Here is a 25,588-nt window from a genome sequence, read left to right as displayed (position 1 = left end):
CGTCTATCATGGTGGTTTGTCCGCATGGAACCACCGTCATGAACTCTGGCGACAGCACACAACACGAAGAAGCGGTACGGCTCGATCCGTCCGCATTGCAGCAGTTCGTTAATCAGAAGTGGGACGACGAGATCGTTCCCGCCCTGACCGACTACATCGCGGTGCCCGCGAAAAGCCCGATGTTCGACGTCGACTGGGCGCGCCACGGTTTCATCGAACGCGTGGTGACGGACGCCGCGGACTGGGCGAAGAGGCAGCCCGTGAAGGGCCTGAAGATCGAAATCGTGCGGCTCACCGGCCGGACGCCGGTCATCTTCTTCGAAGCACCCGCGACACGCTCGGGCAGCACCGAGACTGTCGTCCTCTATGGACACCTCGACAAGCAGCCCGAATTCGAAGGCTGGCGCAGCGATCTCGGCCCGTGGACGCCCAAGCTCGAGGACGGCAAGCTCTACGGCCGTGGCGGCGCCGACGATGGCTACGCGACCTACGCGAGCATCACCGCACTCGCCGCGCTGGATGCGCAGGGCGTGGAGCGGCCGCGTTGCGTCGGCATCATCGAGACGTGCGAGGAATCGGGCAGTTACGACTTGCTGCCGTACATCGACGCGCTGCGCGACAGGCTCGGCGACGTCGGCCTCGTCATCTGCCTCGATTCCGGCGCGGGCAATTACGATCAACTATGGCTCACCACGTCGCTGCGCGGCCTCGTCGCCGGCGACCTCGAAGTGCAGGTGCTCGAAGAAGGGCTGCATTCGGGCGGCTACGGCGGCATCGCGCCGTCGACATTCCGCATCATGCGGCAACTCTTCGAGCGGCTCGAGGATGCGGCGACCGGCAATCTGCTACCGAAGAATTTCCATTGCGCGATTCCCGGCCAGCGCATGAAAGAGGCCGAAGCAACCGCGCACATCCTCGGCGACGATGTCTGGAAGAAGTTGCCCTGGAGTTGCGGTCAGGACGGCGGCAGCGTGCTGCCGACCACGACCGATCCGAAAGAAGCGCTGCTCAACTCGACATGGCGTCCGTCGCTGACGGTGACGGGCGCGGCCGGCCTGCCGCCGCTCGCGGACGCCGGCAACGTGCTCGCGCCGCGCACGGCGTTCAAGCTGTCGCTGCGCCTGCCGCCGCTCGTCGAAGCGACCGAAGCCGTCGCGCAATTGAAGTCGCTGCTCGAACTCGATCGCCGTACAACGCGAAGGTCACGTTCAAGCCCGAAGCCGGCGCGGCGACCGGCTGGAGCGCGCCGGAGCTTGCGCCGTGGCTGGCGTCGTCGCTGAACGATGCGTCGCGTCGTCATTTCGGCGCGGATGTCGCGTATATCGGGCAGGGCGGCACGATTCCGCTGATGAACACGCTCAAAGAAGGTTTCCCGCGCTCGCAATTCATGGTGTGCGGCGTGCTCGGGCCGAAGTCCAACGCGCACGGGCCGAACGAATTCCTGCACGTGCCCTACGCCAGGAAGCTGACGGCGGCTGTGGCCGAAGTGATCGCCGCAGCGCCCTGAGCGGTTCAGGGCTATTCCGGAAGACGGACGCCCGCCACGAGCGGGCGCTTTTTCGCCGTTTTCAGCGTTTTCTGAAAAACGAACTGGTCAGGCCAGTTGAACGTCTGTAAAGTAACAGGCACGCGCGCTTCTTCAGAAAGCGCCGCACCAGTAATCGATCAAAGGAGACGAGAGTCGCAATGAACGAAACCAGCAAACCCGAACAACGCATTGCCGCCGATACGCTGCACGCCTACGTCCGCGCCATCTGGGAACGCGCCGGAAGCGCGCCGCGCGAAGCGGAACTGGTCGCCGATCACCTCGTGATGTCGAACCTGTCGGGCCACGATTCGCACGGCGTCGGGATGATTCCTCGCTATGTGTCGTCGCTCGCAGACGGCCAGTTGCAACTGAACACGCACGCGGAAATCGTCCGCGACGCCGGCGCGGTGCTGACCGTCGACGGCCGCAAGGGCTTCGGGCAAGTCGTCGCCTACGAGGCGATGGAGCACGGCATGGAGCGCGCGAAGAAGTTCGGCGTGTGCGCGGTCGGCCTGCGCAACGCGCATCACATCGGGCGCATCGGACACTGGGCCGAGCAGTGCGCGAATGCAGGGCTCGTGTCGTTCCACTTCGTGAACGTGGCGGGCGATCCGCTCGTCGCGCCGTTCGGCGGGATCGACCGGCGCTTCGGCACCAACCCGTTCTGCGCGGCGTATCCGCGCGACGGCAAGAGCCCGCTCGTGCTCGATTTCGCGACAGCGGGCATCGCCTACGGCAAGACGCGCGTGGCGTACAACAAGGGCGTCCAGGTCGCGCCGGGCATGCTGCTCGACCACGAAGGCCGGCCGACGGTCGAACCGAAGGTCATGCACGAGCAGCCGTTCGGTTCGCTGACGGCGTTCGGTCTGCACAAGGGTTCCGGCCTGGCCGCGCTGTGCGAGATCTTCGGCGGGGCGCTCTCGGGCGGTTACACGACGCACGAAAGCACGCTCGAAAAGACCAGCGCGATCATGAACTGCATGACGTCGGTGATTCTCGATCCGAACGCCTTCGACGCCCCCGCCGCTCAGGCCGAAGCCGAAGCGTTTCTCGAATGGATGAAGGCGTCGCCGCGCGCCGAAGGCATCGACGCGATCTACGCGCCCGGCGAGCCGGAAGAAGCGCGCCGCGCGGAACGCCGTGCGAATGGCGTGCCGATCGATCCGACTACGTGGAAGCAGATTCGTGAATCGGCGCAGAAGTCCGGCATGGCCGAAGCGGACATCGAAAAGTTCGCGAGCGCGCTGAAGTAAGCGGCTCAGATGTGAAACGCGGCTAAATTGGTCAAGCCAATTTAGCCGCTTTTTCGTTGGTTGCGGATCAGCGAACCATTTCCTTCTCGATCCACTCGACCACGGACTTACGCTTCGGCGCCCAGCCCAGCAGCGTCCGCGCGCGCTCGCCGCGCACCCGGCTATTCGACCCGAGTCCGTAGGACGCCATCTCGTAGCCCCATTCTTCGATCGCCTGTTCCAGCGGCCAGTCTTCCGGCCCGCGCAGGCCGAGGGTCTTCGCCATTGCGACGGTCATGTCGCGGAACTGCGCTTCCCCGCTTTCGATGAAATAGAACGTGCCCGCCGGCGTCTTGTCGAGCGCGCGGCGATAGGCGTCGACCACATCGTCGATATGCACGTTCGACCAGATGTTCAGTCCGCGTCCCACATGCCGCACCACGCCGCTTTTTTTCGCCTGCCGCGCAAGACGCGGCAACTGCACGCTGGCGGTATCGGGAATCGCGCCGTGGCCGTAAATTAGCGTGTTGCAGAGCACGGCCGAGCGCACGCCGCGCTTCGCGGCATCCAGGACCAGATTGTCGATGGCGACGCGCGGCGCCTTGTCGGCTGTTGGCTCCGGCAGCGTGGTTTCGGTGTAGACGGAATCCGATGCCTCGCCGCCCGACGCATCGCCGACGATGCTCGATCCGCTCGTATGCAGGAACGGCTTGTTCGAGCCTTCGAGCGCGCCGATCAGCGCTTCGACCGCGCCGCGATGATCGCTGCTCGCCGCGTTGATGACGGCATCGGCCGTGCGGGCCTCCGTGGCGAGCAGAGCGGCGTCGTCGAGGCTGCCGACGACCGGCTCGATACCCGCATGCTTCAGAGAAGCGCTTTGCTCGGCGCGGCGAATGAGACCCCGCACCTGATGGCCGTCGCGCACCAGCCCCGCCGCAATCGAACCGCCGATGAAACCGCCCGCGCCCGTAACGAAAATCTTCATGTGCCTGCTCCTGAGAATTGAATCGGTAGGCAGAGTATCGCCGGCTTCGACTTTCGCAAAAAGCGTGGTAGTCTCAAATCAGCCTTGATTGCAGATCAATAATCATGCGCATCACCATGAAAACGAATACCGACGAACTGCTCGTGTTCGTTACCGTGATCGACAGCGGTTCGATGACCGCCGCCGCCGAAACCCTGCAGCAGACGGTCTCGGGGGTCAGCCGCACGCTCACGCGGCTCGAAAAGAAGCTCGATGCGACGCTCGTTCGCCGCACCACGCGCCGCCTGCAACTGACGGAGGAGGGCGAACTGTTTCTCGCCCGCGCTCGCGCCATTCTCGCCGCGATGGACGATGCGGAAGAGGCCATCTCGCGACGGCGCGAGCGTCCAGCCGGGCGGCTGCGCGTGGACGCGGCGTCGCCGTTTATGCTGCACTGCGTGGTGCCGCACGTGAAGGCGTTCGCAGCGCTTTATCCCGAGATATCGCTCGAGCTGACGAGCAACGAACGTATCGTCGATTTGCTGGAGCAGCGCGTGGATATCGCGATAAGAATCGGCGCGCTGCAGGATTCCACACTGCACGCGCGCACGCTCGGCAGCAGCCGGCTGCGCGTGCTTGCTAGCCCGGCTTACCTCGCGGAGCACGGCGAGCCGCGCGATGTCGAAGAGTTGATGCGCGCCCGGCTCATCGGTTTTACGGCGCCCGAAAGCCTCAACGACTGGCCGCTGCGTGATGGCCGCACCGCGTTCGTGACGATCAAGCCCGCAGTCTCCGCGTCGAGCGGCGAAACCATCCGGCAACTCGCGATCGACGGCGGCGGCATCGCGTGTCTCGCCGATTTCATGACCGCCGCCGATGTCGAAGCCGGCCGCCTTCGCACGATTCTCGAAGACGCACTCGAAGACGTTCGGCAGCCGATCAGCGCGGTGTATTACCAGAGCCAATCGCTGGCGGCCCGCGCTCGCGCGTTCCTCGATTTCCTTGCGAGCAGACTCAAGCTCTGACCCATCGACGCTCTACCCATCAACGACGATGCCACCGATAGAAACCATCAACGCTCCCGGCCTGCCGATTCCCGCAGGCCACTACAGCCACGCGACGCGCGCCGGCAATCTGGTCTGCGTCTCCGGCCAGTTGCCGATGCGCCGCGACGGCACGCATACCGGCGACCGCCCATTCGAAGAGCAGGCGGAGCAGACCTTGCTCAATCTCCGAACCGTGCTCGAAGCGGCGGGCGGCGGCCTGACGGACTGCATCGAAGTGACGGTTTATCTCGTCGGCGTCGAGCACTGGAAGGCGTTCAACGAGATTTACGCGCGACACTTCGGCGCGTGGAAGCCGGCGCGCGCCGTCGTGCCCGTCGGCGCGCTGCACTACGGCTATCTGCTAGAGATATCGGCGCGTGCGTGGATCGAGCGCGTCTAGGCGAGATCGAACGATGCGGTGAGGTCGCCGAGCGGCGCTTCGCCGTTCGCCGCGAACGCCCGGTCCCGCGCGACGACGCCATCGAGTGGCGCAAGATCGTGCACGCGCGAGATGAAGCGCAGGATCGAATTCGTGTCGTAGACCGTGTGGTCGACGTAACCCTTCCGGGCGAACGGCGACACGACGATCGCCGGAATGCGCGAACCCGGTCCCCAGCGATCGCCCTTTGGCGGCGCGACGTGATCCCACCAGCCGCCGTTTTCGTCGACGGTCACGATCACGACCGTGTTCTCCCACTGCGGCCCGCGGCGGATGTGCTCGATCACGTTCGAGATATGCCGGTCGCCGGATGCGACGTCCGCATAACCCGCGTGCATGTTCAGATTGCCTTGCGGCTTGTAGAACGTGACGGACGGCAGGCGGCCCGCGTCGATGTCTGCGAGCAGCTTGTTCGTCGAAGGATCGTCGCCGAGCCCCGCGTCACGCAGATACCGCTCGCGCGCTGCCGTGCCCGGCGCGAAGTTGCGGAAGTAATTGAACGGCTGATGGTGATACTGGAAGTCGGGCACAGCGCCGGTATCGCGATGCTCGAGCGCGTATTGCCACGCGCCGCTGTACCACGCCCAGTCGACGCCCTTCTCCGACAGGCGGTCCCCAATGGTCGCGTACGTCTGCGGCGGCAGCACGAATGCGTTCGCGGTATCCGCGAAACGCGGGTCGCTGTCGGGCGCGGGCTTGACGTTGCTCGGCTGATATGGCGGCGCCATCGTGTTGACCGCGTAACCGTCGGCGGTGAGCGAACTGTCGCGGACGAACTTCGGCGGACCCTCGAGCGCGGACTTCGGTGAATCGGGCGCGAGCTTCAGGCGCGAGCCGGTGGGATCGTCGCCCTCGACCGCCGAGATCAGCTTCGCCGCCGGGCTGTTGTGCGCGTCGGGGTAATACGGCGCCTGCGCCGAAATCAGGAAGATGTGATTCAGCCAGGAACCGCCGAACGCCGACATGAAGAAGTTGTCGCAGAGCGTGTACTGCTGCGCGAGGCCCCAGAGCTTCAATGTGTCCGGCGAGTTCCGGTAATGGCCCATCACGAGGCCGCCCGAGTCGCCCCACGCCGCGAACTGGTTGTTGCGCCCGGCGTTGATCTGCATCTGGTTCTGATAGAAGCGATGCACGAGATCGCGTGTGATGACGCCGGTCGGCAACGGATCGCCTTGTGCATCGGCGAGGCGGAACGGGCCGTTGCGCAAACCGGCGATTTGCTTCTCCGCGATCGCGTAACGCTTGCCGTCGAACTCCTGCGCTTGCGGCACGAGTCCGCCCCAGATTGCGGGCAGCGTGGGCAACGCCGTGACGCCATCACGGTCGAACTGCGTGTATTGGGAGGCCGGCACCGCCGACAGCGGATACTGCACGCCAGGAAAGTCGCCGTATAGATTCGCGAAGCTGCGGTTCTCCGCGTAGATCACGACAATCTGCCGCACCTTGGCGGCGAGCGTGCGGTCGAGCGAGAGATCGGCTGCCGTCTTGGGCGTCGACGGCTTGTGCTCGAAGAGATTGCATCCGCCGAGAGACAGGCCGGCAAGCCCGACGCCTGCCGCGATCAGCCGCCGCCGCGCCGGATCGGCGGGCGCGTCGTGGTCAGCCGGAAGGTCCTGATGCGGATGCTCGTTCTCTTTCATTGCCTGACTCCTCGTGAACGTTCAGGCTGCCGCCGGCTTGCCTCGCAACGTCGACGGCAGAAGACGGCGCACGCATCGCGATGACCTCAAATATCGCGCCGCGCCGCCGGACTGGCCGCGCGCATCGCTAATAGCGGCGCGTTAGCCGATTGACTGCGCATGATGCCGCATCGGCCGCTCGTGTGAAACCCGGTCAAACGGCTAGGCCGAACGACCGGCCATGCGATTTGGCCTATGCCATCCGGCCGGCTGTGCATCGGCGAGCGGCGTGACTAACATCAGCTCAACACCAGTTTTGCGCCAACGAGGACGAGCGTTGCGGCGAGGACATGGCGCAGCAGCGCTTCAGGCGCTTTGGACGACAGCGCACTGCCGACGGCGATGCCCGGAATCGAACCGACGAGCAGCGAAAGGAGCAGCGACCAGTCGACCGAGCCGACCATCCAGTGTCCCGCGCCGGCAATCAGCGTGAGCGGCACCGCATGGGCCACGTCGGAACCGACGATGCGCGCCGTCGCAAGACGCGGGTAGAGCAAAAGCAGCACGGTGACGCCGATTGCGCCCGCGCCGACCGAAGTGATCGACACGAGCACGCCTAGGATTGCGCCCGTGAGTATCGTCCAGGCGGCGGTGCGCGCGGGATTTGCGGGGCGGCTGCGCCCCTTTTCATAGGCGAGGCGTGCGAGCTGCGTGCGGAAGACGAGCGACACGGCGGTGATGAGCAGCGCGGTGCCGAGGATCAACTGAATGAGCCGCGCCGTGTCGGGCGAGGCCATGCCATGCCGATGGAGAAAATAGAGCGTCACGGCGGCGGCCGGCACGCTGCCCGCCGCAAGCCGACCGGTGATGCGCCAGTCGACCGAGCCTTTCAGACCATGCACGAGCGTTCCGGCGGTTTTGGTCGCGGCGGCGTAGAGAAGGTCGGTGCCGACCGCCGTCGCCGGATGGATGCCGAACAGAAGGACGAGCAGCGGCGTCATCAGCGAACCGCCGCCTACGCCCGTCAGGCCGACGAGGAAACCGACCGCGAGCCCGGAGGCGGAATAGAGGAGATCGATATGCGGAAAGGACATCGCGCGGAAGAGGACCCGTCAGGCAAGGTGGAGTCGAAAAACCGTCGATGATAGCCGGTAAGACGTTCCGTTGCTGCGCGTTGGCCGCGGGCGGAAGCTGCGGGCGTGCCGTAGCGGTTGGGAAAGAGGCGCAGTCCCCGCGCAACCGGGCGTTCCCGCCCGGCGCGCGCAAGCGCATTAAACCGCCACGCTTCCCACGTAATTTTCCGCCAGCGCCGTCGCCGCCGCCCGCGAAGTCGTCACGTGCTCAAGTTCCGCCACCTGCAACCGTTGCTCGAACGGCGAGGTGTCTTCGAGCTTGTGCAGCATGCGCGTCATCCACCACGAGAAATGCTCGGCGCGCCAGATGCGTTTGAGCGCCGTCTCGGTGTATCGGGCGAGCTTGTCGGCGTTGCCGTCGTGATAGAAGCCGACCAGCCCGGCGGTCAGCACGCGCACGTCCGATACCGCCAGATTCAGCCCCTTTGCGCCCGTCGGCGGCACGATATGCGCGGCGTCGCCCGCGAGGAAGAGCTTGCCCGACTGCATCGGCGTGGAAACGAAGCTGCGCATGCCGACAATGTTCTTCTGGAAAATCTTCCCTTCCGTGATCTGCCAGCCGTCAGCCGTATCGACGCGTGCGTGCAGTTCGGCCCAGATGCGGTCGTCGGACCAGGCATCGACGGAATCTTTCGGGTCGCACTGGAAGTACATGCGCTGCACGCCCGGCGAACGCGTGCTGATCAACGCGAAACCACGGTCGTGCCGCGCGTAAATCAGTTCGTCCGATGAAGGCGGTGCTTCGACCAGAATGCCGAACCAGCCGAACGGATACACGCGCTGATAGTCCTGCCGCACGGCTTCCGGAATCGACTGCCGCGACACGCCCTGCGAGCCGTCGCAACCAACGATGAAATCGCACTCCAGTTCCTCGTCGCGCCCTTCGTGGCGATACTTGATGCGCGGCTTGCGGTCGCTGTTGTCCGCGAAGTCGTGCAGCGAGACATCCGACACGCCGAACTTCAGCGCGCCGTTCGCCGCCATGCGTGCCGCGACCAGATCCTTGATGACCTCGTGCTGTGCATAAACGGTGATCGAATGACCGGTCAGCTCGGTCAGCGCGATGCGCCGGCGCTGTCCTTCGAACGCCAGCTCGAACCCGTGATGCAACGCGCCTTCGGCCTGCATGCGCGCGCCGAGGCCCGCTTCGTTAAGCAGGTCCATCGTGCCCTGTTCGAGCACGCCCGCGCGAATGGTGGACTCGATATCCACCCGGCTGCGCGTCTCGAGCACGACCGATTCGATACCGCGCTGATGAAGCAGATGAGAGAGCAGAAGCCCGGCCGGGCCCGCGCCGACGATGCCGACTTGAGTACGCATGTGTGTCTCCGTTGCGTCGTGATGTTGTGCACACAGTGTCGGCAACGCGGCCTTATGTCGCAACGCGATACGGCGGATAGCGCGTATCGGCGATTTGGATAAAGGCTTGAAAAGCGGCTAAAAGCGGGTCCGGTGCTTGCTGAATGAGGGTAAATCCCGACTCTTCATCAATGAGGACACCCATGAACACAAACGCCTATCCCACCCCGCCTTTCCCCGATCAGCAGCAGGACCGCACGCCGGGCCTCACCGCACCGATGGACCCGAAGCCCGATCACGGCGAACAGAGCTACAAGGGCAGCGGCAGGCTGGCAGGGAAGACAGCGCTCATCACGGGCGCGGACAGCGGCATCGGGCGCGCGGTGGCGATCGCCTATGCGCGGGAAGGCGCGGATGTCGCCATCGCCTATCTGGACGAACACGACGACGCGAAGGAAACCGCACGCTGGGTTGAGGAAGCCGGGCGCAAGGCATTGCTGCTGCCGGGTGATATCACCGATCGCGAGTTCTGCAAGGAACTGGTCGCGAAGACGGTCGAGGCGTTCGGACGCGTCGACGTGCTCGTGAATAACGCGGCGTATCAGATGACCTACGACAGCCTCGAGGAAATCAGCGACGACGAGTGGGACAAGACCTATTCGACGAATATCGGCGCGATGTTCCGCATCACGAAGGCGGCGCTCCCGCACATGAAGGAGGGCGGGGCGATCATCAACACGACGTCCATCAACGCGGACAGTCCGAACCCCGGTTTGATCGCTTATGCGAGCACGAAGGGCGCGATTCAGAACTTCACCGGCGGCCTCGCGCAATTGCTGGCCGAGCGCGGCATCCGCGCGAATTGCGTCGCGCCGGGGCCGATCTGGACGCCGCTGATTCCATCGACGATGCCGCCCGAAAAGGTCAAGAACTTCGGCTCGCAGGTGCCGATCAAGCGCGCCGGCCAGCCCGCCGAACTCGCCGCTGCCTACGTGATGCTGGCATCCGACGAGGCGAGCTACATCTCCGGCGCGACAATCGCGGTGACGGGCGGCAAGCCGATCATCTGAGCGGCCTGCCGCATCGCGAGGACCTTACTCGGCCGCCGCTTCCTTCAGCTGGTTGCGGCGGTACTCGCCTTGCCGCGTGAACATCCAGCCGGGGTATTCCGACGGCAACTGGCTGACTTCATCGAGCGCGGCGAGTTCGTCGCTGTTGAGCTTCACGCGCGTCGCCGCGATGTTGTCATCGAGCTGCTCGACCCGCTTCGCGCCGACGATCACGCTCGTCACCACCTTCTGATGCAGCAGCCATGCAAGCGCGATCTGCGCGACGGACACGCCCTTGCTTTCCGCCATGCGGCGCATCACGTCGATGCAGTCGTACGCACGTTCGACGTTCACCGGCGGGAAATCGAACTTCGTGCGGCGGCTGCCTTCTTCCTTGCCGCCTTCGCGCGTGTACTTGCCCGACAGAAAGCCGCCCGCGAGCGGACTCCACACCATCAGGCCGACGCTTTCGCTTTGCAGCAGCGGCACGATTTCCCGTTCGAGGTCGCGGCCGGCGACGGTGTAATACGCCTGCAATGATTCGAAGCGCGCAAGGCCGAGGCGCTCGGAAATCCCGAGGGCCTTCATGATCTGCCACGCCGCCCAGTTCGACACGCCGATGTAACGCACGTGACCATGCTGCACGAGCGTATCAAGTGCGCGCAGTGTTTCTTCGATGGGCGTCGCGGGATCGAATCCGTGAATCTGGTACAGGTCGACGTGATCCAGTTGCAGACGCTTCAGGCTTTCCTTCACGCCGTCGATGATGTGAAACCGCGACGCACCGCGCGAGTTCACGCCCTTGGTGCCCGCCTCGCCGAAAATCTTCGTCGCCACGACGACGTTCTCGCGCGGCACCTTCAGGTTCTTCAACGCCTGACCGGTGATGATTTCCGAGCGGCCGTCGGCGTAGACATCGGCGGTATCGATAAAGTTGATGCCCGCGTCCAGCGAGCGGCCGACGAGCGTGTCCGCATCCACTTGCTGAAGCTGACCGATGTTGTCCCAGATGCCGCCTGTACCGCCGCCGAACGTCATCGTGCCGAGGCAAAGCTCCGAGACGAACAGACCGGTATTGCCGAATTTCTTGTAGCGCATGCTTGCTCCTGTGTCCGCGTTGAACGTCAGCGTAAAGCGCCCGCGAAAATTGACGAGCGTTCGCCAGCTCGTGCAGTATCGTCCGGCAACGCGGACCGTTCATAGCCTGATCCTGTCGGATCATTGCCTTTTCCTGCAAACGGTGGCCTCTCGTGCGCGCACGATCGCGCTTGCGCGAGTAAGCTATCGACACTCTTCCACGCTTACATTTCCGCGGACATCATGGCGCTGAACGACACGCCCGGCCTCGCCGGCAGAGATGCTCACGATCCACCTCGCGACACCCGCCACGGCGGTTCCCTCGACGCTGCGCTCGACCATGCGCGCGTCGACCTCGTCTCGCTGCTCGACCGTTTAACGGCCGGTTGCGAAGGCTCGCTCGAAACGCCGGTGCCGGGCGTGTACCTTCATCGCATCACGAATCCGGGCGGGCCGAAGCCCGGCATGCAGACGCCCGCGCTCGCGCTGATCGCGCAAGGCAGCAAGCGCGTGATGGTCGGCGACGATGTCTACGTCTACGACCCGATGCACTATCTCGTTTCGTCCGTCGATCTGCCGGTGATCGGGCAAGTCACGGCCGCGAGCGAAACCGAGCCGTATCTCGGCATGCGGCTCGATCTGGATGTCGACGAAATCACCTCGCTGATTCAGGACCAGAACCTTCCGCCTGCAACGCAGACGGAAGCCTCGCGCGGCCTCTATGTGAACCGTCTCGGCAGTTCGATGCTCGACGCCGTGCTGCGGCTGCTGCGTCTCATCGATACCCCCGAAGACGTGCCGATCGTCGCGCCGCTCGTGAAGCGCGAAATCCTGTATCGCCTGCTGATGAACGGCTCCGGCGCACGCCTGCGCCAGATTGCGCTGCAGGACAGCCAGACGCAGCGCATCGCCAAGGCCATCTCGCTGTTGCGCCGGAACTTCGATCAGCCGCTACGCGTGGAGGACATCGCGAAGGACGTGCATATGAGCGTGTCGTCGCTGCATCATCACTTCAAGGCGGTGACCGCGATGAGCCCGCTCCAGTATCAGAAGCAGTTGCGCTTGCAGGAAGCGCGCCGGCTGATGCTGCTCGATATCGCCGATGCCGCGACCGCGGCGCATCGCGTCGGGTATGAAAGCGCCTCGCAATTCAGCCGCGAATACAGCCGCCTTTTTGGCGCGCCGCCGCTGCGCGACACGCGGCGCTGGCGCGATGCCGCAGCCGGCGCATAGGGTTATATGAAGCGCGCAGGACGCCGCAAATTATTTCATCGCTCGTGGAATAGAACGGCAACGCCGAACGTTCCACGAACACCCCACCGTAGCGCCACGAAAAGGAAGATGAGATGAACAGGCAAATCGTGCTGGCCCTGACCGCGGTCGCGGCCGTCGGCTGCTTCGCGTCGCAAGCGTTCGCGGCGGCGCCGAAGGAATCGAATGGCGTCTTCGTCGACGAAAACGGCATGACGCTCTATACCTTCGACAAGGACACCAAGGGCAGCCCGAGCGCATGCACCGGCGGCTGCGCCCAGGCGTGGCCCGCCGCGATGGCGGCCGGTTCTGATCAGCCAAGCGGCAAGTGGACGCTCGAATCCGCCGACGGCGGCAAGCAGTGGGCGTACGACGGCAAGCGCGTGTACCGCTTCGCCAAGGACACGAAGCCCGGCGACAAGAACGGCGACAACTTCCGCGACGTGTGGCACGCGGTCAAGCCCTGAACGTCGTGATGCCCGCGCGAGACGGTTCGGCATGACCGCAAAGAGCTTCGAAAGCGATCTTCTCGCGCATCTTCCCCAGTTGCGCCGCTATGCCCGCGCGCTGGCCGGCGATCGCGCATGGGCCGACGATCTCGTTCAGGACGCGACCGAACGCGCACTGAATCGCGCGAGCGCCTTTCGTCCGGGCACGAACCTGCGCGCGTGGCTGTTCACGATCATGCGCAATCTCTATATCGACCAGTTGCGCGGACGCCGCGACATCGCCGTCGACGATGAAACCGCGCCATGGCGGCAGATGGCCGCGCCGCGCGGCGAAGTCGACGGCCTCGTGCTGCGCGACGTGCAGCGCGCGCTCTATTGCCTGCCGGTCGAGCAGCGCGAAGTCATGTTGCTCGTTTGTGTCGAGGAAATGAGTTATCAGGAGGCGTCGCAGGTGTTGAACGTGCCAGCGGGCACGGTAATGTCGCGTCTTTCGCGAGCACGCGAGCACATGCGCGTGATGCTCGGTGAAGATGCGGGACGCAAGGCGTCGTCGCTCAAGGTAGTGAGCCGGTCATGACGAATCACGAGCACGCATATCACGGCAACGAGCGCGACCTTCAGGCGCTGTCCGCTTATATCGACGATGAACTCGGCGACGCCGAACGCGCCGCCGTCACCGATCGCCTCGCGAGCGATCCCGCCAGCCAAGCGGCGGTCGCCGCCTATCGCGCGCAGGACGGCGCGCTGCGGGCGCTGTTCTCAGCCGATGAACCGGAGCCGCAAGTCATCGTGATGCGGCCGCATGCGCGCGGGCGCTATCTGCTTGCGGCGTGCTTCCTCGTCGTCGGCATTGCGTGCGGGTATCTCACGCATCTGCTGTTGCCGAATCTCGACGATACGCGCCCGCGTTTTGCCGAACGCGCAGATATCGCGTATGCGGTGTATGCACCCGAGCAGCGTCATGCCGTGGAAGTTGCGGCTTCGCAGCGCGATCATCTCGTGACCTGGTTGTCGAAGCGCCTGAACCGCTCGCTCACGATACCGTCGCTCGCGGAATACGGTTTTCAGCTCGTCGGCGGACGCCTGTTGCCGGGCGAGAAAGGACCGGCTGCGCAGATCATGTATCAGAACGCGGCGGGTGAACGCCTCACGCTGTACATGACGACGGTCGCGCGCAACGACGCGAAAATCCGCTCGTTGCGCGACGGTCCGCGCACTACTTACTACTGGACCTACGACAGCGTGGGCTATGCGATATCCGGGCAACTCGGCGAAACAAAGCTGCAGGCGATCGCCTACGACACATGCAAGGAACTCGGCGGCGATCCGGCGAAGTGGTAGCGCACGGTTCGATAAAAAGCCGCAGCGGACCCGACACGCTGCGGCTCGTGCATCAACGATGCGCCGGTTCCATGTGACGCGGATGATGGCGCTCCCACTCCGTCCGCTGCCAGTAGCGATGCCCGTCCCAGTAACGCTCGCCGTGCCAGCCTAGCTTGACCGCATGATGCGGTTCGTGATGCATTGCCGCCGATGCGACGTTCACGAGGCCAAGCCCCAGCGATGCGGCAACCGATGCGACCAGCAGGCTCTTCTTTGTCTTGTCGAACATGATCTTTCTCCTTCGATGGTCATGCGTTTTCGTGCGTGAGCGCATTGCCCGTCTTAGCGGTAGTAGTCACGATGATGGTGATAACCGCCGCCATCCCCCGGCAGAATGATGCAGCCCGACAACGTGCTTCCCAGCAGAACGCTCAGTACTGCAAGAATCGCTATCTTCTTCATGGGTTTCTCCCTGTGAATCCATGAAGCGAAATTTAGCCGCTCGCCAAATGACAAGCCGTGTTCCTTTGTAAGCAAACGTGTAGCGTGAAATATTTACGAAGGGAGACTGTGAGCGACAAGGGCGCACATGTGGACAGCGCCCACATTGGAGCGGGCGCAGAGAGAGGCGATACGGTAACCGGCTCGCTAGCGAACGATCTTCGGCTTGAGATTGGGCGTGAGCGCCACGCCGACGACATGACCATCGCGCACGCCGCATCGGCTATCGACGCGCGTCCATTGCGCCTTGCCGCGCGCTTTCGCAAACGCGCGCATCACGATGACCTGATCGACGGGAATCGGATTGCCCGCATCGAAGATGGGCGTTTGACTATCAATCTTCGCGGACAGCACGCGCCGGTCGGGAACGATCAACGTGTCGTACTTGGGCGCGTCTTCGACCCAGCGGTCGAATGCAGCGACGCATTGCACGACGGTGTCCGGAACATGGAGACGGGCGAGATACGAATAGTCTTCCGATGCGTCAGGCGTTTCTTGCGCCTGAACGAGCTGAAACGCAGAAGCCGAAAGCAGGAGCGCGGCAAGCGCCGAAGCGAAAGAGATTTTCATGCGATGGCGATAAGGATAGGCGGCAGGCCGCGCGGCGGAACGAGGCGCGCATCGCGGCAGCACGGCGATGACGACGACTGGCTCACGAAGCCACGCGTCTTTTCGAGATAGCGCGAAGTGTACCGCGCGATGTTTTTATGCGTCGAGTGAATCATGCATTCTGAATGCAAAACGAAAGCCCGCGCGGCGCGTGCTCGAAGTGCGCGTTGTATCCTTTCCGGCTGATGACGCAAGCCGGACTCTTCCATGAAAACAGTGCGATGGTCGCAGCAGGACGGGGCAGGGCTGGAGCATTTGGTATTCGACGCACGGCCCGACGGCGTACTCGTAGAGAGCGCGGTCGTGGGCGAGGACGATGGACAGTCCTTCGGGCTCATGTATCGCATTGAATGCAATATGCAATGGCAAGTGACGCGGCTCGCGATTCGGCTTGCCGGCAGCACCGCGCTCGATCTGCGCCGCCAGGCGGACGATCACGCCGTCCTGCACGCATGGACCGACGCGGACGGCGCGCCGCAACCGATACTTGACGGCTGCATCGACGTGGACATCACGGCTACGCCTTTCACCAACACGCTGCCGATACGCCGCCTGCGCTTGCAACCCGGCGAGCGGCGCGTGATTCGCGTCGTGTATGTGAGCGTGCCGTCGATGACCGTTCGCGCTGTCGAGCAGGCTTATACGTGTCTCGAAGCGCGGCGGCGGTATCGCTTCGAAGGACTCGATACGGGTTTCGAAGCGGAGATCACGACCGACGGCGATGGTCTTGTCATCGACTATCCTGGCCTTTTCAGGCGCATCCGGTAAAGGCGCACGAAGCCGAGAGCGGCGATAATGCAATACACCGACCGAACTTCTCGCGCGACACACACGATGAACACCACGCACGACACCACGAACGCCCCGCGCCTCACGAGCCTTTCGCATGGCGGCGGCTGCGGCTGCAAAATCGCGCCCGGCGTGCTTGCCGAACTGCTGAAGCGCACGACGCCGATGGCCGCGTTCCCCGATCTGCTCGTCGGCAACGATACGGCCGACGACGCCGCCGTCTACAGGCTCAACGACGAGCAGGCCATCGTCGCGACGACGGACTTCTTCATGCCGATCGTCGACGATCCGTTCGACTTTGGCCGCATCGCGGCGACGAACGCGCTCTCCGATGTCTATGCGATGGGCGGCAAGCCCATCCTCGCGCTTGCGCTCGTCGGCATGCCGATCAACGTGCTGCCGCATGAGGTGATCGCGCAAGTGCTGAAGGGCGGCGAAGCCGTTTGCGCGGAGGCGGGCATCCCGGTCGCGGGCGGTCATTCGATCGATTCCGTCGAGCCGATCTACGGACTCGCCGCGCTTGGCATCGTGCATCCGTCGCGGGTGAAGCGAAACGCAGCGGCGCGCCCCGGCGATGTGCTCGTGCTCGGCAAGCCGCTCGGCGTCGGCGTGCTGTCGGCGGCGCTGAAAAAGGACAAGCTCGATGCGGTCGGCTATGCCGCGATGATCGCCGCGACGACGAAGCTCAATCGTCCGGGCGCGGACCTCGCGCAACTCGACGGCGTTCATGCGTTGACCGACGTAACCGGCTTCGGCCTGCTCGGCCACACGCTGGAACTTGCGCGCGGTGCAGGTTTGACGGCGCGCATCCGTTATGCGGATCTGCCGTGGCTGCCGCAGGTGCGTGACTTCGTGAGCGAAGGCATTTTCACTGGCGCATCGGGGCGCAACTGGACGGCGTATGGCGCGGATGTCTCGCTCGCCGAGTCGATCGGCGGTTCGCTCGAAGCGGCCCGCGCATTGCTTACAGATCCGCAAACATCCGGCGGGCTGCTCGTCTCGTGCGCCCCCGAATCCGTCGACGACGTGCTCGCGATCTTTCATGCCGATGGCTTCGACCATGCTGCGGTGATCGGCGAAATGACAGACGGAGCGGGCCGCGTCGAGGTGCGATGAGCCGTCAACATCGACGACCAAGGTGGACATGAAGGAAGAATCGCCGAAAGCCATTTTTTACGCGCTGGCCGCGAACCTGGGCATTGCCGTCTGTAAGTACGGCGCGGCTGCGTATACCGGTTCGGGGTCGATGTTCGCCGAAGCCATCCATTCCACCGCGGATTGCGGCAATCAGTTGCTGCTGCTTCTGGGCCTTAAGCGGTCGCAGGCGCCGGCCAGTGCGCTGCACCCGCTCGGTTCGGGGCGTGAGGTCTATTTCTACTCGCTGATCGTTGCGCTGCTGCTGTTCTTTGTCGGCGGGGCGTTTTCGGTGTACGAGGGCGTGCATCGCCTGATGCATCATGAGCCGTTGTCGAATCCGATCGTCGCGCTGGTGATATTGGGCGTGTCGGTCGTGCTGGAGGCGCTTTCGCTGGCGGGCGCGTTGCGGGAGATTCGCAAGGGCGCGCCGAACAAGACGCTATGGCGATGGTTCCGCGAGACGCGCGAGTCGGAACTGCTGGTCGTCGCGGGCGAGGACGTGGCGGCGCTGGCGGGACTGGCAATCGCGTTCGCGGCGGTCCTTATGACGATGCTCACCGGCAACGCGGCCTACGATGCGGCGGGTTCCATCGGCGTGGGCGTGCTGTTGATGGTGATTGCGTTCCTGGTGGCGCGTGAAGTGAAGTCGATGATCGTCGGCGAATCGGCGAGTCCGGAAGTGCGCAAGGCGATCGACGCGCACTTGAGAGGACGGCCGGAGGTGACGCGCATCATCAGCCTGATCACGTTGCAATGGGGCAAGCACATCGTGGTGGCGGTGCAGGCCGAGATGATCGACTATCCGAGCGGCCGCGCGATGATCGATGCGATCAACGTCATCGAGGAAGATTTGCAGAATGCGTTTCCGCAAGTGCGATGGGTATTTTTCGAGCCGGACGTGGCGAATGAAGCGAGTAAGCGCGCGGCGGCGTGAATGTTCCGCAACGTCGTCTCAGAGTTTCGTGCTTCGGCCCCGATAGGGGCTTTCCAATGAACCGGCGCGATCCAGCGCCCAGGTGCGGTTAGTGCTATACCGACACAAGCGGTCACGGGCCGCCTCGTGCACCGCACGATGAACCTTCAATCAAGTTGACCCTTACAGAAGCTCACCCGGAGTTCGCGCGAAAGCGCCTCCGTGCATGGCGACACCCATCGCGTTAGCCTGCAGCATGCACACCCTCGCATCGAGTCCCCGAAATTTCGAGATCTTCATCCGGCCCATGCGCAAACTATTTCTTGCTTTCTATTTGATCGTCGTCGCGATCAACTTTCAACAAGCCAACGCAGCCACATCGCAACCGGCCTCGCAGCCCGCTGTCGCGCTGACGCCGCAGCAAGCCCGCGATGCGCTCTCGGTGCTCAACGATCCGCAACGCCGCGCTCAAGTCGCCGACACGCTGCGTGCTGTCGCCGCAGCCGGCGCGCTGGCCGCACCCGCGAGCGCAGCGCAGCCTGCATCGGCGGCAGCGCCGGCATCCGGTGCATCCGGCGTGCTCGCCAGTTCATTGACCGCGAACGGGCTCGCGTCGCAATTATCGCGTCAGGCGGGCAACTGGCTGGTGCATTTCGGCGCCGGTCTGCGGCACTCGGCGAGCGCGTTGCTCAACGTACGCTCAGTCGTGTACTGGTGGCGTGACCGCATCAATACGGAGCAGCAACGCGCGCTATTGGTCCACGTCGTATGGACCGTCCTGTTGTCGCTCGTGCCCGCTCTGCTGATCGAATTTTTCGCGTCGAGGCTCCTGCGCAAGCCGCGTGAGAAAGTCGCGGCACGTGGAATCGCGGATACCGAAGCGAACGAGCCGCAACTCGTGCACGAACAACGCGTGGCCGAGCGCGCCGAAGACACGGCGCAGCGCACCGGCGATGAAGTCGCGATGCACGTCGCCGAGCGCAAGGTCGACGCGGCGCGCGGAAAGCGTCATGCCGCGCATCACTGGACCTTGCTGCAGCGCCTGCCGAACGCGCTTTTGTATCTGCTCTACAACGTGATTCCGCTCGGCGCTTTCATGGGCGCGGTGGCGATCCTGATGTCCATCTTCATCGACGACAACACGACCGAAGCCCACGTCGCAGGCGCGCTCATCGACGTCTATCTGGTTTGCCGCGCCGTGATGATCGTCTGCGCGTTCCTCGTCGCACCGCGTGCGCACGGGCTGCGCCTGATACAGATGCGCGACCAGTATGCGATTTACACAACGCGCTGGCTGCGGCGCATCGTGATCGTCGGCGGGGCGGGCATTGCGCTCGCGAACGGCTGTGAGCCGCTCGGGCTGTCGGATGCGGCGCATATCGCCATCCTCAAGATAGTCACGCTCGTCGTGCATGTGATGATCGCGTGGGTCATCTTCGAATCGCGCAATGTCGTGGGCGAGAGCATCCGCCAACGGATGTCGGCGCATCGCTCGGTGGCGCTCGTCGGCAGTTGGGTCGCGGATGTGTGGGCCGGCGTAGCGATCTTCTTCGTGATGGCGATGTGGTTCGTATGGGCGCTCGGCGTGGAAAACGGCTACGCGACGCTGTTCCATCTGGGCGGCGTGTCGCTGCTGGTGCTCGTCGTGTCGCGCGTTGCGGCCATCGTCGCGTTCGGCGCGCTCGGACGCCTCTTCCGCGATAACGACGAAGAGGACTTCGCCAGCAAGTCCATTGCGCATCGGCACGCGTACCGCTACTACCCGGCGCTGCGCCGCATCGTGCAGACGGTGATCGGCGTGGCGACCGTGATCGCCCTGCTCGAAGTGTGGGGCGTGCACATCTTGCGCTTCTTTACGTCCGGCGGAGTGGGCAACCGGCTCGCGTCTGCACTGCTGACGATCGCGGTCGCCGCCGTTTTCGCGGTGCTCGTGTGGGAATCGGCCAACGTGTTCGTCGAACGGCGTCTGGAGCAATGGAACACAACCGGCGATCGCGTGCGCGCGGCTCGCCTGCGCACGCTCCTGCCGATGATGCGTACTGGTCTGTTCATCATCATCGCGATGGTGGTCGTGCTGACCGGTCTTTCGGAGATCGGCGTGAACACGGCGCCGCTTCTCGCGAGTGCCAGCATCTTCGGCGTGGCGCTTGGCTTCGGCTCGCAAAAGCTCGTGCAGGATTTCATCACCGGCATTTTCCTGTTGATGGAAAACGCGATGCAGGTCGGCGACTGGGTGACGGTTTCGGGCGTTTCGGGAACGGTCGAGTATCTGTCGATTCGCACGGTACGCCTGCGTGGCGGTGACGGCTCGCTCTACACGGTGCCGTTCAGTTCGGTGACGACGGTGAACAACACCAATCGCGGCATCGGCAATGCGGCGGTGCGTGTGTCGATTGCGCTTGGCCAGGACGTCGATCTCGCCATTTCGACGCTCAAGGAAATCGGCGCGGCGCTGCGCGACGACGAAGCGTTCCGCGACGGCATCCTGTCCGACTTCAGCTTCTGGGGCGTCGACGCCGTCGACGGTTCGACCGTCACGCTCGCCGGTCAGATCCAATGCCGGGATAGCTCGCGCTGGCCGGTGCAGCGTGAGTTCAACCGCCGCATCCTGAACGAGTTCACGGCGCGCGGCATCGAGATCGCGAATCCGCAGCGCAATTTCGTGATCGTCAACGGCAGCGGGCAGGATTCGACACTGGACATCCAGGACGACAGCGACAAGGCGGGCGCGGATCAGCGCGCGGAGGCGTCGAAGGCGGCGCAGCATCCGACGAACGAAGCGGCGGCCGGCAACGATGCCGCGTCGAGCGCGCCGCCGCCGCGCGGCGCTCAGAGCGGGACGTGAGTCGATGGACGCGCCGTTCGATTGAACGGCGCGGTTTGTACGGGCCGTAAAAGTCCGGTACACACGCTTCGATCGCCGCCGGTATCGGCGCGTTGCCGGCGCTCAGCGAATCAGCGTCAGGCCCGGTTCACCACAATTTCTCGCTTCCAGCTCGTCTAGCTAAAACAAGAAGCGCACTACGCACATTTTGCTGAACCGCTGCCGCGCAACGCGGCTTCGCGCCCGCCATTCGGAATTTGTAACTGGCGGGCAGTCGCCTCACACATGAAATCGTCATGTATGGCGAAGCGGCGTTCCAGTGCACGGAGTCTGCCGAAACACTTGGCATGGAACACATGTAACGCGCACACCGCAAAAATTACTCAATCACGCATTAGTCGGTAAAACAGGTTTTCACGGCGTTTTTACCTGTTTTTCACCGTCGATTTGCCTCTCGAAAATACCCGCGATACCTGTCAACCGAATCCGGCAATCCCTCGTTGATGCAGGCGTCAGGCGATTACTCCCATCAAAAACCAGCCTGTATCGCGCCGTCCTGAAAGTCCCATCATCCGACAAAACGACGCGGTCAACTTTGTAGGTCCAAAACTTACCGAGTCGAAGTGTTGTTTGCAACAAAATATTATTGAGATGGCCTTGCGTTCATTTCAGGCCGTACTTAGAATCCGTTTCACAGAGTTTGTTACGAGTTGTAACGGGTTGTATCAAAGTACGTAGCCGGTCGAAACCGGCACGGCGACGGAATAAAAAAGAAAGCGGCAACAAGCCGGCGGGATATTCGGGGATTTACTGGAAGCAGCAACCATGAACGGTCGCGAAACGCTGGAATCAATCCGGGAAATCAACTTGTCTTACATCATGCTCGCTCAGCGTCTGCTGCGCGAGGACCGGGCCATCGGCATGTTCCGGCTCGGGCTGTCGAAGGAACTGGCTGACTTGCTGTCCGGGCTCACGCTCGCACAGGTCGTCAAGCTCGCGCAATCCGACAACCTGCTGTGCGCTTTCCGCTTCAACGATCACACGATGCTGTCGGCACTGACGCAGCCGGCGAAAAACGCCGACATCGCGCCGACGCATGCAGCAATCCTGCTGGCTGGCCAGCCGGCTGAACAGTTCGCTTAAGTGATGACGGAGCGAGCCATGCTTAAGAAGAGCCTCACCGAAGACGCCCAGGAAGTATTCCGCGCCATCGCGCTGATCGAGCTTGGCGCGCGTATGCAAGTGCTGGAGAGTGAACTGACGCTCTCGCGCGATCGCATGATCCGTCTGTATCGCGAAGTGAAGGGTGTATCGCCGCCCAAGGGCATGCTGCCGTTTTCGGCGGACTGGTACATGACGTGGCTGGCCAACATCCACGCATCGCTGTTCTACAACACCTATACGTTCCTCAAGAACGAAGCCGGTTGTTCGCATCTCGATGCATTAACCAAGGGGTATCGGCTGTATCTCGAGCACTGCAAGCATAGCGGCGCCGAGGCGGTACTCGATCTTACGCGGGCCTGGACTCTTGTGCGCTTCTTCGACGCGGGCATGCTGCAGATGACGCCCTGCTGCCGCTGTACCGGGAAGTTTGTCGCACACAAGCATGATTTGCAGAACAACGTGGTGTGCGGGGCCTGCCAGCCGCCGTCACGCGCGGGGAAGACCAAGAAAGCGGCGGCCGCTAAACAGGCCGTTCAAGAAGCCGCTCTGGAGGGTGTGTCCATCAAGAACGAAGTGCCGCAAGCGCCGGATCATCCGGAGCAGATCGCACTCGAGAACGTTGCGGCTATGCAGTCGCAGCACGCGAGCCTGGTCGCACAGGCTGCTTAGGCGGTAGCGGCGCCGGTCGCCCAGCGAGGGCCATCCGCTGGATGGTGGACGACCGGCATGCCGCTACCGTTTTTTAATTCTCTTTGCAACGCGCCATTCGTGCGCGGAGCAGACATCTTCCGGCCCCAAGTAAAATGCTTCGACAGCACGCGCTATCGAAGGAAACGCCTTGGCTCAGGCCGCACAGACATCAAAGCAAGGCTTCTTGCTGACGCGTCATTGGCGCGATACGGCAACCGGCACGGAGGTCGAGTTCTGGCTCGCCACCGATGACGGCCCGCGCAAGATCCGCATTGCCCCGCAAACGCCAGTCGCATTCATCCGCGCGGAAGATCGCGAGCGAGCCGAGCCGCTCGTTCGCACTGTGCGCGATGCGCAACTGCGTGAACTGCCGCTCAAGGACTTTCGTCAGAAGCCGGTGCTTGGGCTGTATTGCCCTCAGTATCGCCAGTTGCTTGGGCTCGAAAAGACGCTGAAGAATGCGGGCGTCAATGTATTCGAAGCCGATATCCGCCCGACCGAACGCTATCTGATGGAGCGCTTCATCACCGCGCCCGTTTCATTCGATGGCGATGCGAGCGGCGGTGTCGTTCACAGCGAACTGAAGCCTGCTGCCGCTTATCGTCCGTCGCTAAAGCTGGTCTCGCTCGATATCGAAACCAGTGCGAAGGGCGCGCTCTATTCGATTGCGCTCGAAGGCTGCGGCGCGCGTCAGGTTTTCATGTTCGGACCGCCCAATGGCGATACCGAAGCCGCACGCGATTTCGCTCTCGACTATTGCGCGACCCGCGCCGAGATGTTGCAGCGTTTCAACGCGTGGATAGCGCAACATGATCCGGATGCGATCATCGGCTGGAACGTCGTGCAGTTCGATTTGCGCGTGCTGCAGAAACATGCCGACGATTACGGCGTGCCGCTTGCATTTGGCCGCGATGGCAGCGTCGTCGAATGGCGCGAGCACGGCATGAAGCGCAATCATTTCTTCGTGTCGATTGCGGGACGGCTCGTGATCGACGGCATCGAGGCGTTGCGTTCGGCGACGTGGAATTTTCCGTCGTTCAGCCTCGAATACGTGTCGCAGTCCCTGCTCGGCGAAGGCAAGGCGATCGACAGTCCCTATGCCCGCATGGACGAGATCGAGCGGCGCTTTCAGGAGGACAAGCCCGCGCTTGCGCATTACAACCTGACCGATTGCGAACTCGTTACGAAGGTCTTCGAGAAGACGGAACTGCTGCCGTTCCTGCTCGAACGCGCGACCGTCACGGGACTGGCGGTCGATCGTAGCGGCGGATCGGTGGCCGCGTTCACGCATCTGTACATGCCGCGCATGCATCGGCTCGGCTACGTCGCGCCGAATCTCGGCGACGTGCCGGAAGAAGCGAGCCCCGGCGGCTTCGTCATGGACTCGCGGCCCGGTCTCTATGACTCGGTGCTCGTGCTCGACTACAAGAGCCTGTATCCGTCCATCATCCGCACGTTTCTGATCGATCCCGTTGGTCTCGCGCAAGGCATGAGCGAAACGGATGCGACGCGCACCGTGCCCGGCTTTCGCGGCGCGCTGTTTTCGCGCGACAAGCATTGCCTGCCCGCGATCGTCGAGCAGGTATGGCAGGGACGCGAGGCCGCGAAGCGTCAGCGCAACAAGCCGCTTTCGCAGGCGCTCAAGATCATCATGAATTCGTTCTATGGCGTGCTGGGATCGAGCGGATGCCGCTTCTTCGATCCTCGCCTCGCGTCGTCGATCACCATGCGCGGCCATGAAATCATGCATCGCACGCGCGAACTGATCGAAGCGCGAGGCTATGGCGTCATTTACGGCGACACGGATTCGACCTTCGTCTGGCTGCGCCGCGCACGCGATGAAGACGACGCCGCGCGCATCGGCCGCGCGCTCGTCGAACACGTGAATGATTACTGGCGCAAGCATCTGCATGAAACATTCGGACTCGAAAGCGCGCTCGAACTGCAATTCGAAACGCACTTCACGCGCTTTCTGATGCCGACGATCCGCGGCACGGAAGAGGGCAGCAAGAAGCGCTACGCCGGTCTCACGCAACGTGCGGACGGCAGCGAAGAAATCATCTTTAAAGGGCTTGAGACGGTACGTACGGACTGGACGCCGCTCGCGCAGCGTTTTCAGCAAGAGCTTTATATGCGCATCTTCAAGGGCGAGCCGTATGCGGACTACGTGCGCGATTACGTCGACCGCACGCGGCGCGGCGAACTGGATGCGCTGCTGATCTATCGCAAGCGCCTGCGCCGCAGCCTCGCCGAGTATCAACGCAACGTGCCGCCGCATGTGCGCGCCGCGCGCAGCGCCGACGAGTTCAATGCACGGCAGGGCCGCCCGTTGCAATATCAGAACGGCGGATGGATAAGCTATGTGATGACGCTCGGCGGTCCCGAGCCGGTCGAAGCGCGTTCCGCACCGATCGACTACGAGCATTACGTGAGCAAGCAGCTGCAGCCCGTGGCGGATGGCATCCTGCCTCTCATGCGCGACGATTTCGCCGCGTTGATGTCGGGACAGCAAGAGCTGTTCTGAGCGTAGCCGTGGCTCGCCCGAAAACGCG

The 25,588-nt window shown here is 63.5% G+C and carries 23 protein-coding genes and 1 pseudogene; 16 read left to right on the top strand and 8 right to left on the bottom strand.

Annotation, left to right across the window (positions count from 1 at the left end; all coding sequences use genetic code 11):
- Positions 1 to 38: 38 nt before the first annotated feature.
- Positions 39 to 1,507: pseudogene (locus tag LDZ21_RS16840) on the top strand (M20 family metallopeptidase).
- A 179-nt stretch (positions 1,508 to 1,686) separates the two neighbouring features.
- Complete coding sequence (locus LDZ21_RS16835; protein ID WP_244794935.1) at positions 1,687 to 2,781, top strand: malate/lactate/ureidoglycolate dehydrogenase; 1,095 nt, start codon at positions 1,687 to 1,689, stop codon at positions 2,779 to 2,781.
- A 67-nt stretch (positions 2,782 to 2,848) separates the two neighbouring features.
- Here the strand turns inward: LDZ21_RS16835 and LDZ21_RS16830 are convergent, their stop codons facing one another.
- A complete protein-coding gene (locus tag LDZ21_RS16830; RefSeq protein WP_244794934.1) occupies positions 2,849 to 3,745 on the bottom strand; it encodes an NAD-dependent epimerase/dehydratase family protein in 897 nt (298 codons plus the stop codon).
- A gap of 116 nt (positions 3,746 to 3,861) precedes the next feature.
- On the opposite strand from LDZ21_RS16830, the gene LDZ21_RS16825 reads away from it, so the two are divergent.
- Together LDZ21_RS16825 and LDZ21_RS16820 are read left to right on the top strand one after the other, a co-directional pair.
- Positions 3,862 to 4,749 (top strand): LysR family transcriptional regulator, encoded by an 888-nt coding sequence (locus LDZ21_RS16825; RefSeq protein ID WP_244794933.1) that lies wholly within the window; start codon positions 3,862 to 3,864, stop codon positions 4,747 to 4,749.
- 28 nt (positions 4,750 to 4,777) lie between these two features.
- Positions 4,778 to 5,170, top strand: coding sequence for a RidA family protein (locus tag LDZ21_RS16820; protein WP_244794932.1), 393 nt, complete (start codon positions 4,778 to 4,780; stop codon positions 5,168 to 5,170).
- On the opposite strand, the gene LDZ21_RS16815 is transcribed toward LDZ21_RS16820, so the two are convergent.
- From LDZ21_RS16815 to LDZ21_RS31180, 4 genes are all read right to left on the bottom strand, one after another.
- A complete protein-coding gene (locus LDZ21_RS16815) occupies positions 5,167 to 6,849 on the bottom strand; it encodes an acid phosphatase (protein WP_244794931.1) in 1,683 nt (560 codons plus the stop codon). The two genes, LDZ21_RS16820 and LDZ21_RS16815, sit on opposite strands and share 4 nt — an antisense overlap.
- A gap of 278 nt (positions 6,850 to 7,127) precedes the next feature.
- Positions 7,128 to 7,922, bottom strand: coding sequence for a sulfite exporter TauE/SafE family protein (locus LDZ21_RS16810; protein WP_244794930.1), 795 nt, complete (start codon positions 7,920 to 7,922; stop codon positions 7,128 to 7,130).
- 177 nt (positions 7,923 to 8,099) lie between these two features.
- On the bottom strand, positions 8,100 to 9,281 hold the full coding sequence (locus tag LDZ21_RS16805) for a 4-hydroxybenzoate 3-monooxygenase (protein WP_244794929.1): 1,182 nt from the start codon (positions 9,279 to 9,281) through the stop codon (positions 8,100 to 8,102).
- 52 nt (positions 9,282 to 9,333) lie between these two features.
- Positions 9,334 to 9,465 carry a hypothetical protein gene (locus LDZ21_RS31180; RefSeq protein ID WP_280519419.1) on the bottom strand — a complete coding sequence of 44 codons (132 nt, stop codon included), beginning with the start codon at positions 9,463 to 9,465 and terminating at the stop codon, positions 9,334 to 9,336.
- Between LDZ21_RS31180 and LDZ21_RS16800 the strand changes: the two genes are divergently transcribed.
- Positions 9,464 to 10,330 (top strand): SDR family oxidoreductase, encoded by an 867-nt coding sequence (locus tag LDZ21_RS16800; protein ID WP_244794928.1) that lies wholly within the window; start codon positions 9,464 to 9,466, stop codon positions 10,328 to 10,330. The genes LDZ21_RS31180 and LDZ21_RS16800 overlap by 2 nt on opposite strands.
- Before the next feature lie 24 nt (positions 10,331 to 10,354).
- Here LDZ21_RS16800 and LDZ21_RS16795 read toward each other — a convergent pair whose 3' ends face one another.
- A complete protein-coding gene (locus tag LDZ21_RS16795) occupies positions 10,355 to 11,407 on the bottom strand; it encodes an aldo/keto reductase (RefSeq protein ID WP_244794927.1) in 1,053 nt (350 codons plus the stop codon).
- Between the two features lie 222 nt (positions 11,408 to 11,629).
- Here LDZ21_RS16795 and LDZ21_RS16790 point away from each other — a divergent pair, with 222 nt between their 5' ends.
- The 4 genes from LDZ21_RS16790 (at position 11,630) to LDZ21_RS16775 (ending at position 14,427) form a co-directional block, all read left to right on the top strand.
- Entirely contained in the window at positions 11,630 to 12,619 is a 990-nt protein-coding gene (locus LDZ21_RS16790) for an AraC family transcriptional regulator (protein WP_244794926.1), read from the top strand.
- Between the two features lie 113 nt (positions 12,620 to 12,732).
- Positions 12,733 to 13,104, top strand: coding sequence for a COG4315 family predicted lipoprotein (locus tag LDZ21_RS16785; RefSeq protein WP_244794925.1), 372 nt, complete (start codon positions 12,733 to 12,735; stop codon positions 13,102 to 13,104).
- A gap of 31 nt (positions 13,105 to 13,135) precedes the next feature.
- On the top strand, positions 13,136 to 13,663 hold the full coding sequence (locus tag LDZ21_RS16780; protein ID WP_244794924.1) for a sigma-70 family RNA polymerase sigma factor: 528 nt from the start codon (positions 13,136 to 13,138) through the stop codon (positions 13,661 to 13,663).
- Positions 13,660 to 14,427, top strand: coding sequence for an anti-sigma factor family protein (locus LDZ21_RS16775; protein ID WP_244794923.1), 768 nt, complete (start codon positions 13,660 to 13,662; stop codon positions 14,425 to 14,427). Before LDZ21_RS16780 ends, LDZ21_RS16775 begins: the two co-directional genes overlap by 4 nt.
- Before the next feature lie 52 nt (positions 14,428 to 14,479).
- On the opposite strand, the gene LDZ21_RS16770 is transcribed toward LDZ21_RS16775, so the two are convergent.
- Both LDZ21_RS16770 and LDZ21_RS16765 read right to left on the bottom strand, forming a co-directional pair.
- On the bottom strand, positions 14,480 to 14,698 hold the full coding sequence (locus tag LDZ21_RS16770; protein ID WP_244794922.1) for a hypothetical protein: 219 nt from the start codon (positions 14,696 to 14,698) through the stop codon (positions 14,480 to 14,482).
- Between the two features lie 359 nt (positions 14,699 to 15,057).
- Positions 15,058 to 15,480 (bottom strand): BspC domain-containing protein, encoded by a 423-nt coding sequence (locus LDZ21_RS16765; protein ID WP_035964025.1) that lies wholly within the window; start codon positions 15,478 to 15,480, stop codon positions 15,058 to 15,060.
- A 246-nt stretch (positions 15,481 to 15,726) separates the two neighbouring features.
- On the opposite strand from LDZ21_RS16765, the gene LDZ21_RS16760 reads away from it, so the two are divergent.
- The 7 genes from LDZ21_RS16760 (at position 15,727) to LDZ21_RS16730 (ending at position 25,560) form a co-directional block, all read left to right on the top strand.
- A complete protein-coding gene (locus LDZ21_RS16760; RefSeq protein WP_244794921.1) occupies positions 15,727 to 16,287 on the top strand; it encodes a putative glycolipid-binding domain-containing protein in 561 nt (186 codons plus the stop codon).
- 66 nt (positions 16,288 to 16,353) lie between these two features.
- On the top strand, positions 16,354 to 17,424 hold the full coding sequence (gene selD, locus LDZ21_RS16755) for a selenide, water dikinase SelD (protein WP_244794920.1): 1,071 nt from the start codon (positions 16,354 to 16,356) through the stop codon (positions 17,422 to 17,424).
- 28 nt (positions 17,425 to 17,452) lie between these two features.
- On the top strand, positions 17,453 to 18,379 hold the full coding sequence (locus LDZ21_RS16750; protein WP_244794919.1) for a cation diffusion facilitator family transporter: 927 nt from the start codon (positions 17,453 to 17,455) through the stop codon (positions 18,377 to 18,379).
- Between the two features lie 286 nt (positions 18,380 to 18,665).
- Positions 18,666 to 21,203: a mechanosensitive ion channel domain-containing protein gene (locus LDZ21_RS16745; RefSeq protein ID WP_244794918.1), complete on the top strand. Its 2,538-nt coding sequence runs from the start codon at positions 18,666 to 18,668 to the stop codon at positions 21,201 to 21,203.
- An 804-nt stretch (positions 21,204 to 22,007) separates the two neighbouring features.
- The gene (gene flhD, locus LDZ21_RS16740) at positions 22,008 to 22,325 is read left to right on the top strand and encodes a flagellar transcriptional regulator FlhD (RefSeq protein WP_035963774.1); all 318 of its coding nucleotides are present in this window, start codon (positions 22,008 to 22,010) and stop codon (positions 22,323 to 22,325) included.
- An 18-nt stretch (positions 22,326 to 22,343) separates the two neighbouring features.
- On the top strand, positions 22,344 to 23,015 hold the full coding sequence (gene flhC / locus LDZ21_RS16735; RefSeq protein ID WP_244794917.1) for a flagellar transcriptional regulator FlhC: 672 nt from the start codon (positions 22,344 to 22,346) through the stop codon (positions 23,013 to 23,015).
- A gap of 169 nt (positions 23,016 to 23,184) precedes the next feature.
- Positions 23,185 to 25,560, top strand: coding sequence for a DNA polymerase II (locus LDZ21_RS16730; protein ID WP_244794916.1), 2,376 nt, complete (start codon positions 23,185 to 23,187; stop codon positions 25,558 to 25,560).
- Positions 25,561 to 25,588 lie beyond the last annotated feature (28 nt).

Source organism: Caballeronia grimmiae, assembly GCF_022879615.1.
GTDB classification, from domain to species: domain Bacteria; phylum Pseudomonadota; class Gammaproteobacteria; order Burkholderiales; family Burkholderiaceae; genus Caballeronia; species Caballeronia grimmiae.
Note: the sequence above shows the minus strand (reverse complement) of the source record. Positions and strands in the feature narration are given on the sequence as shown.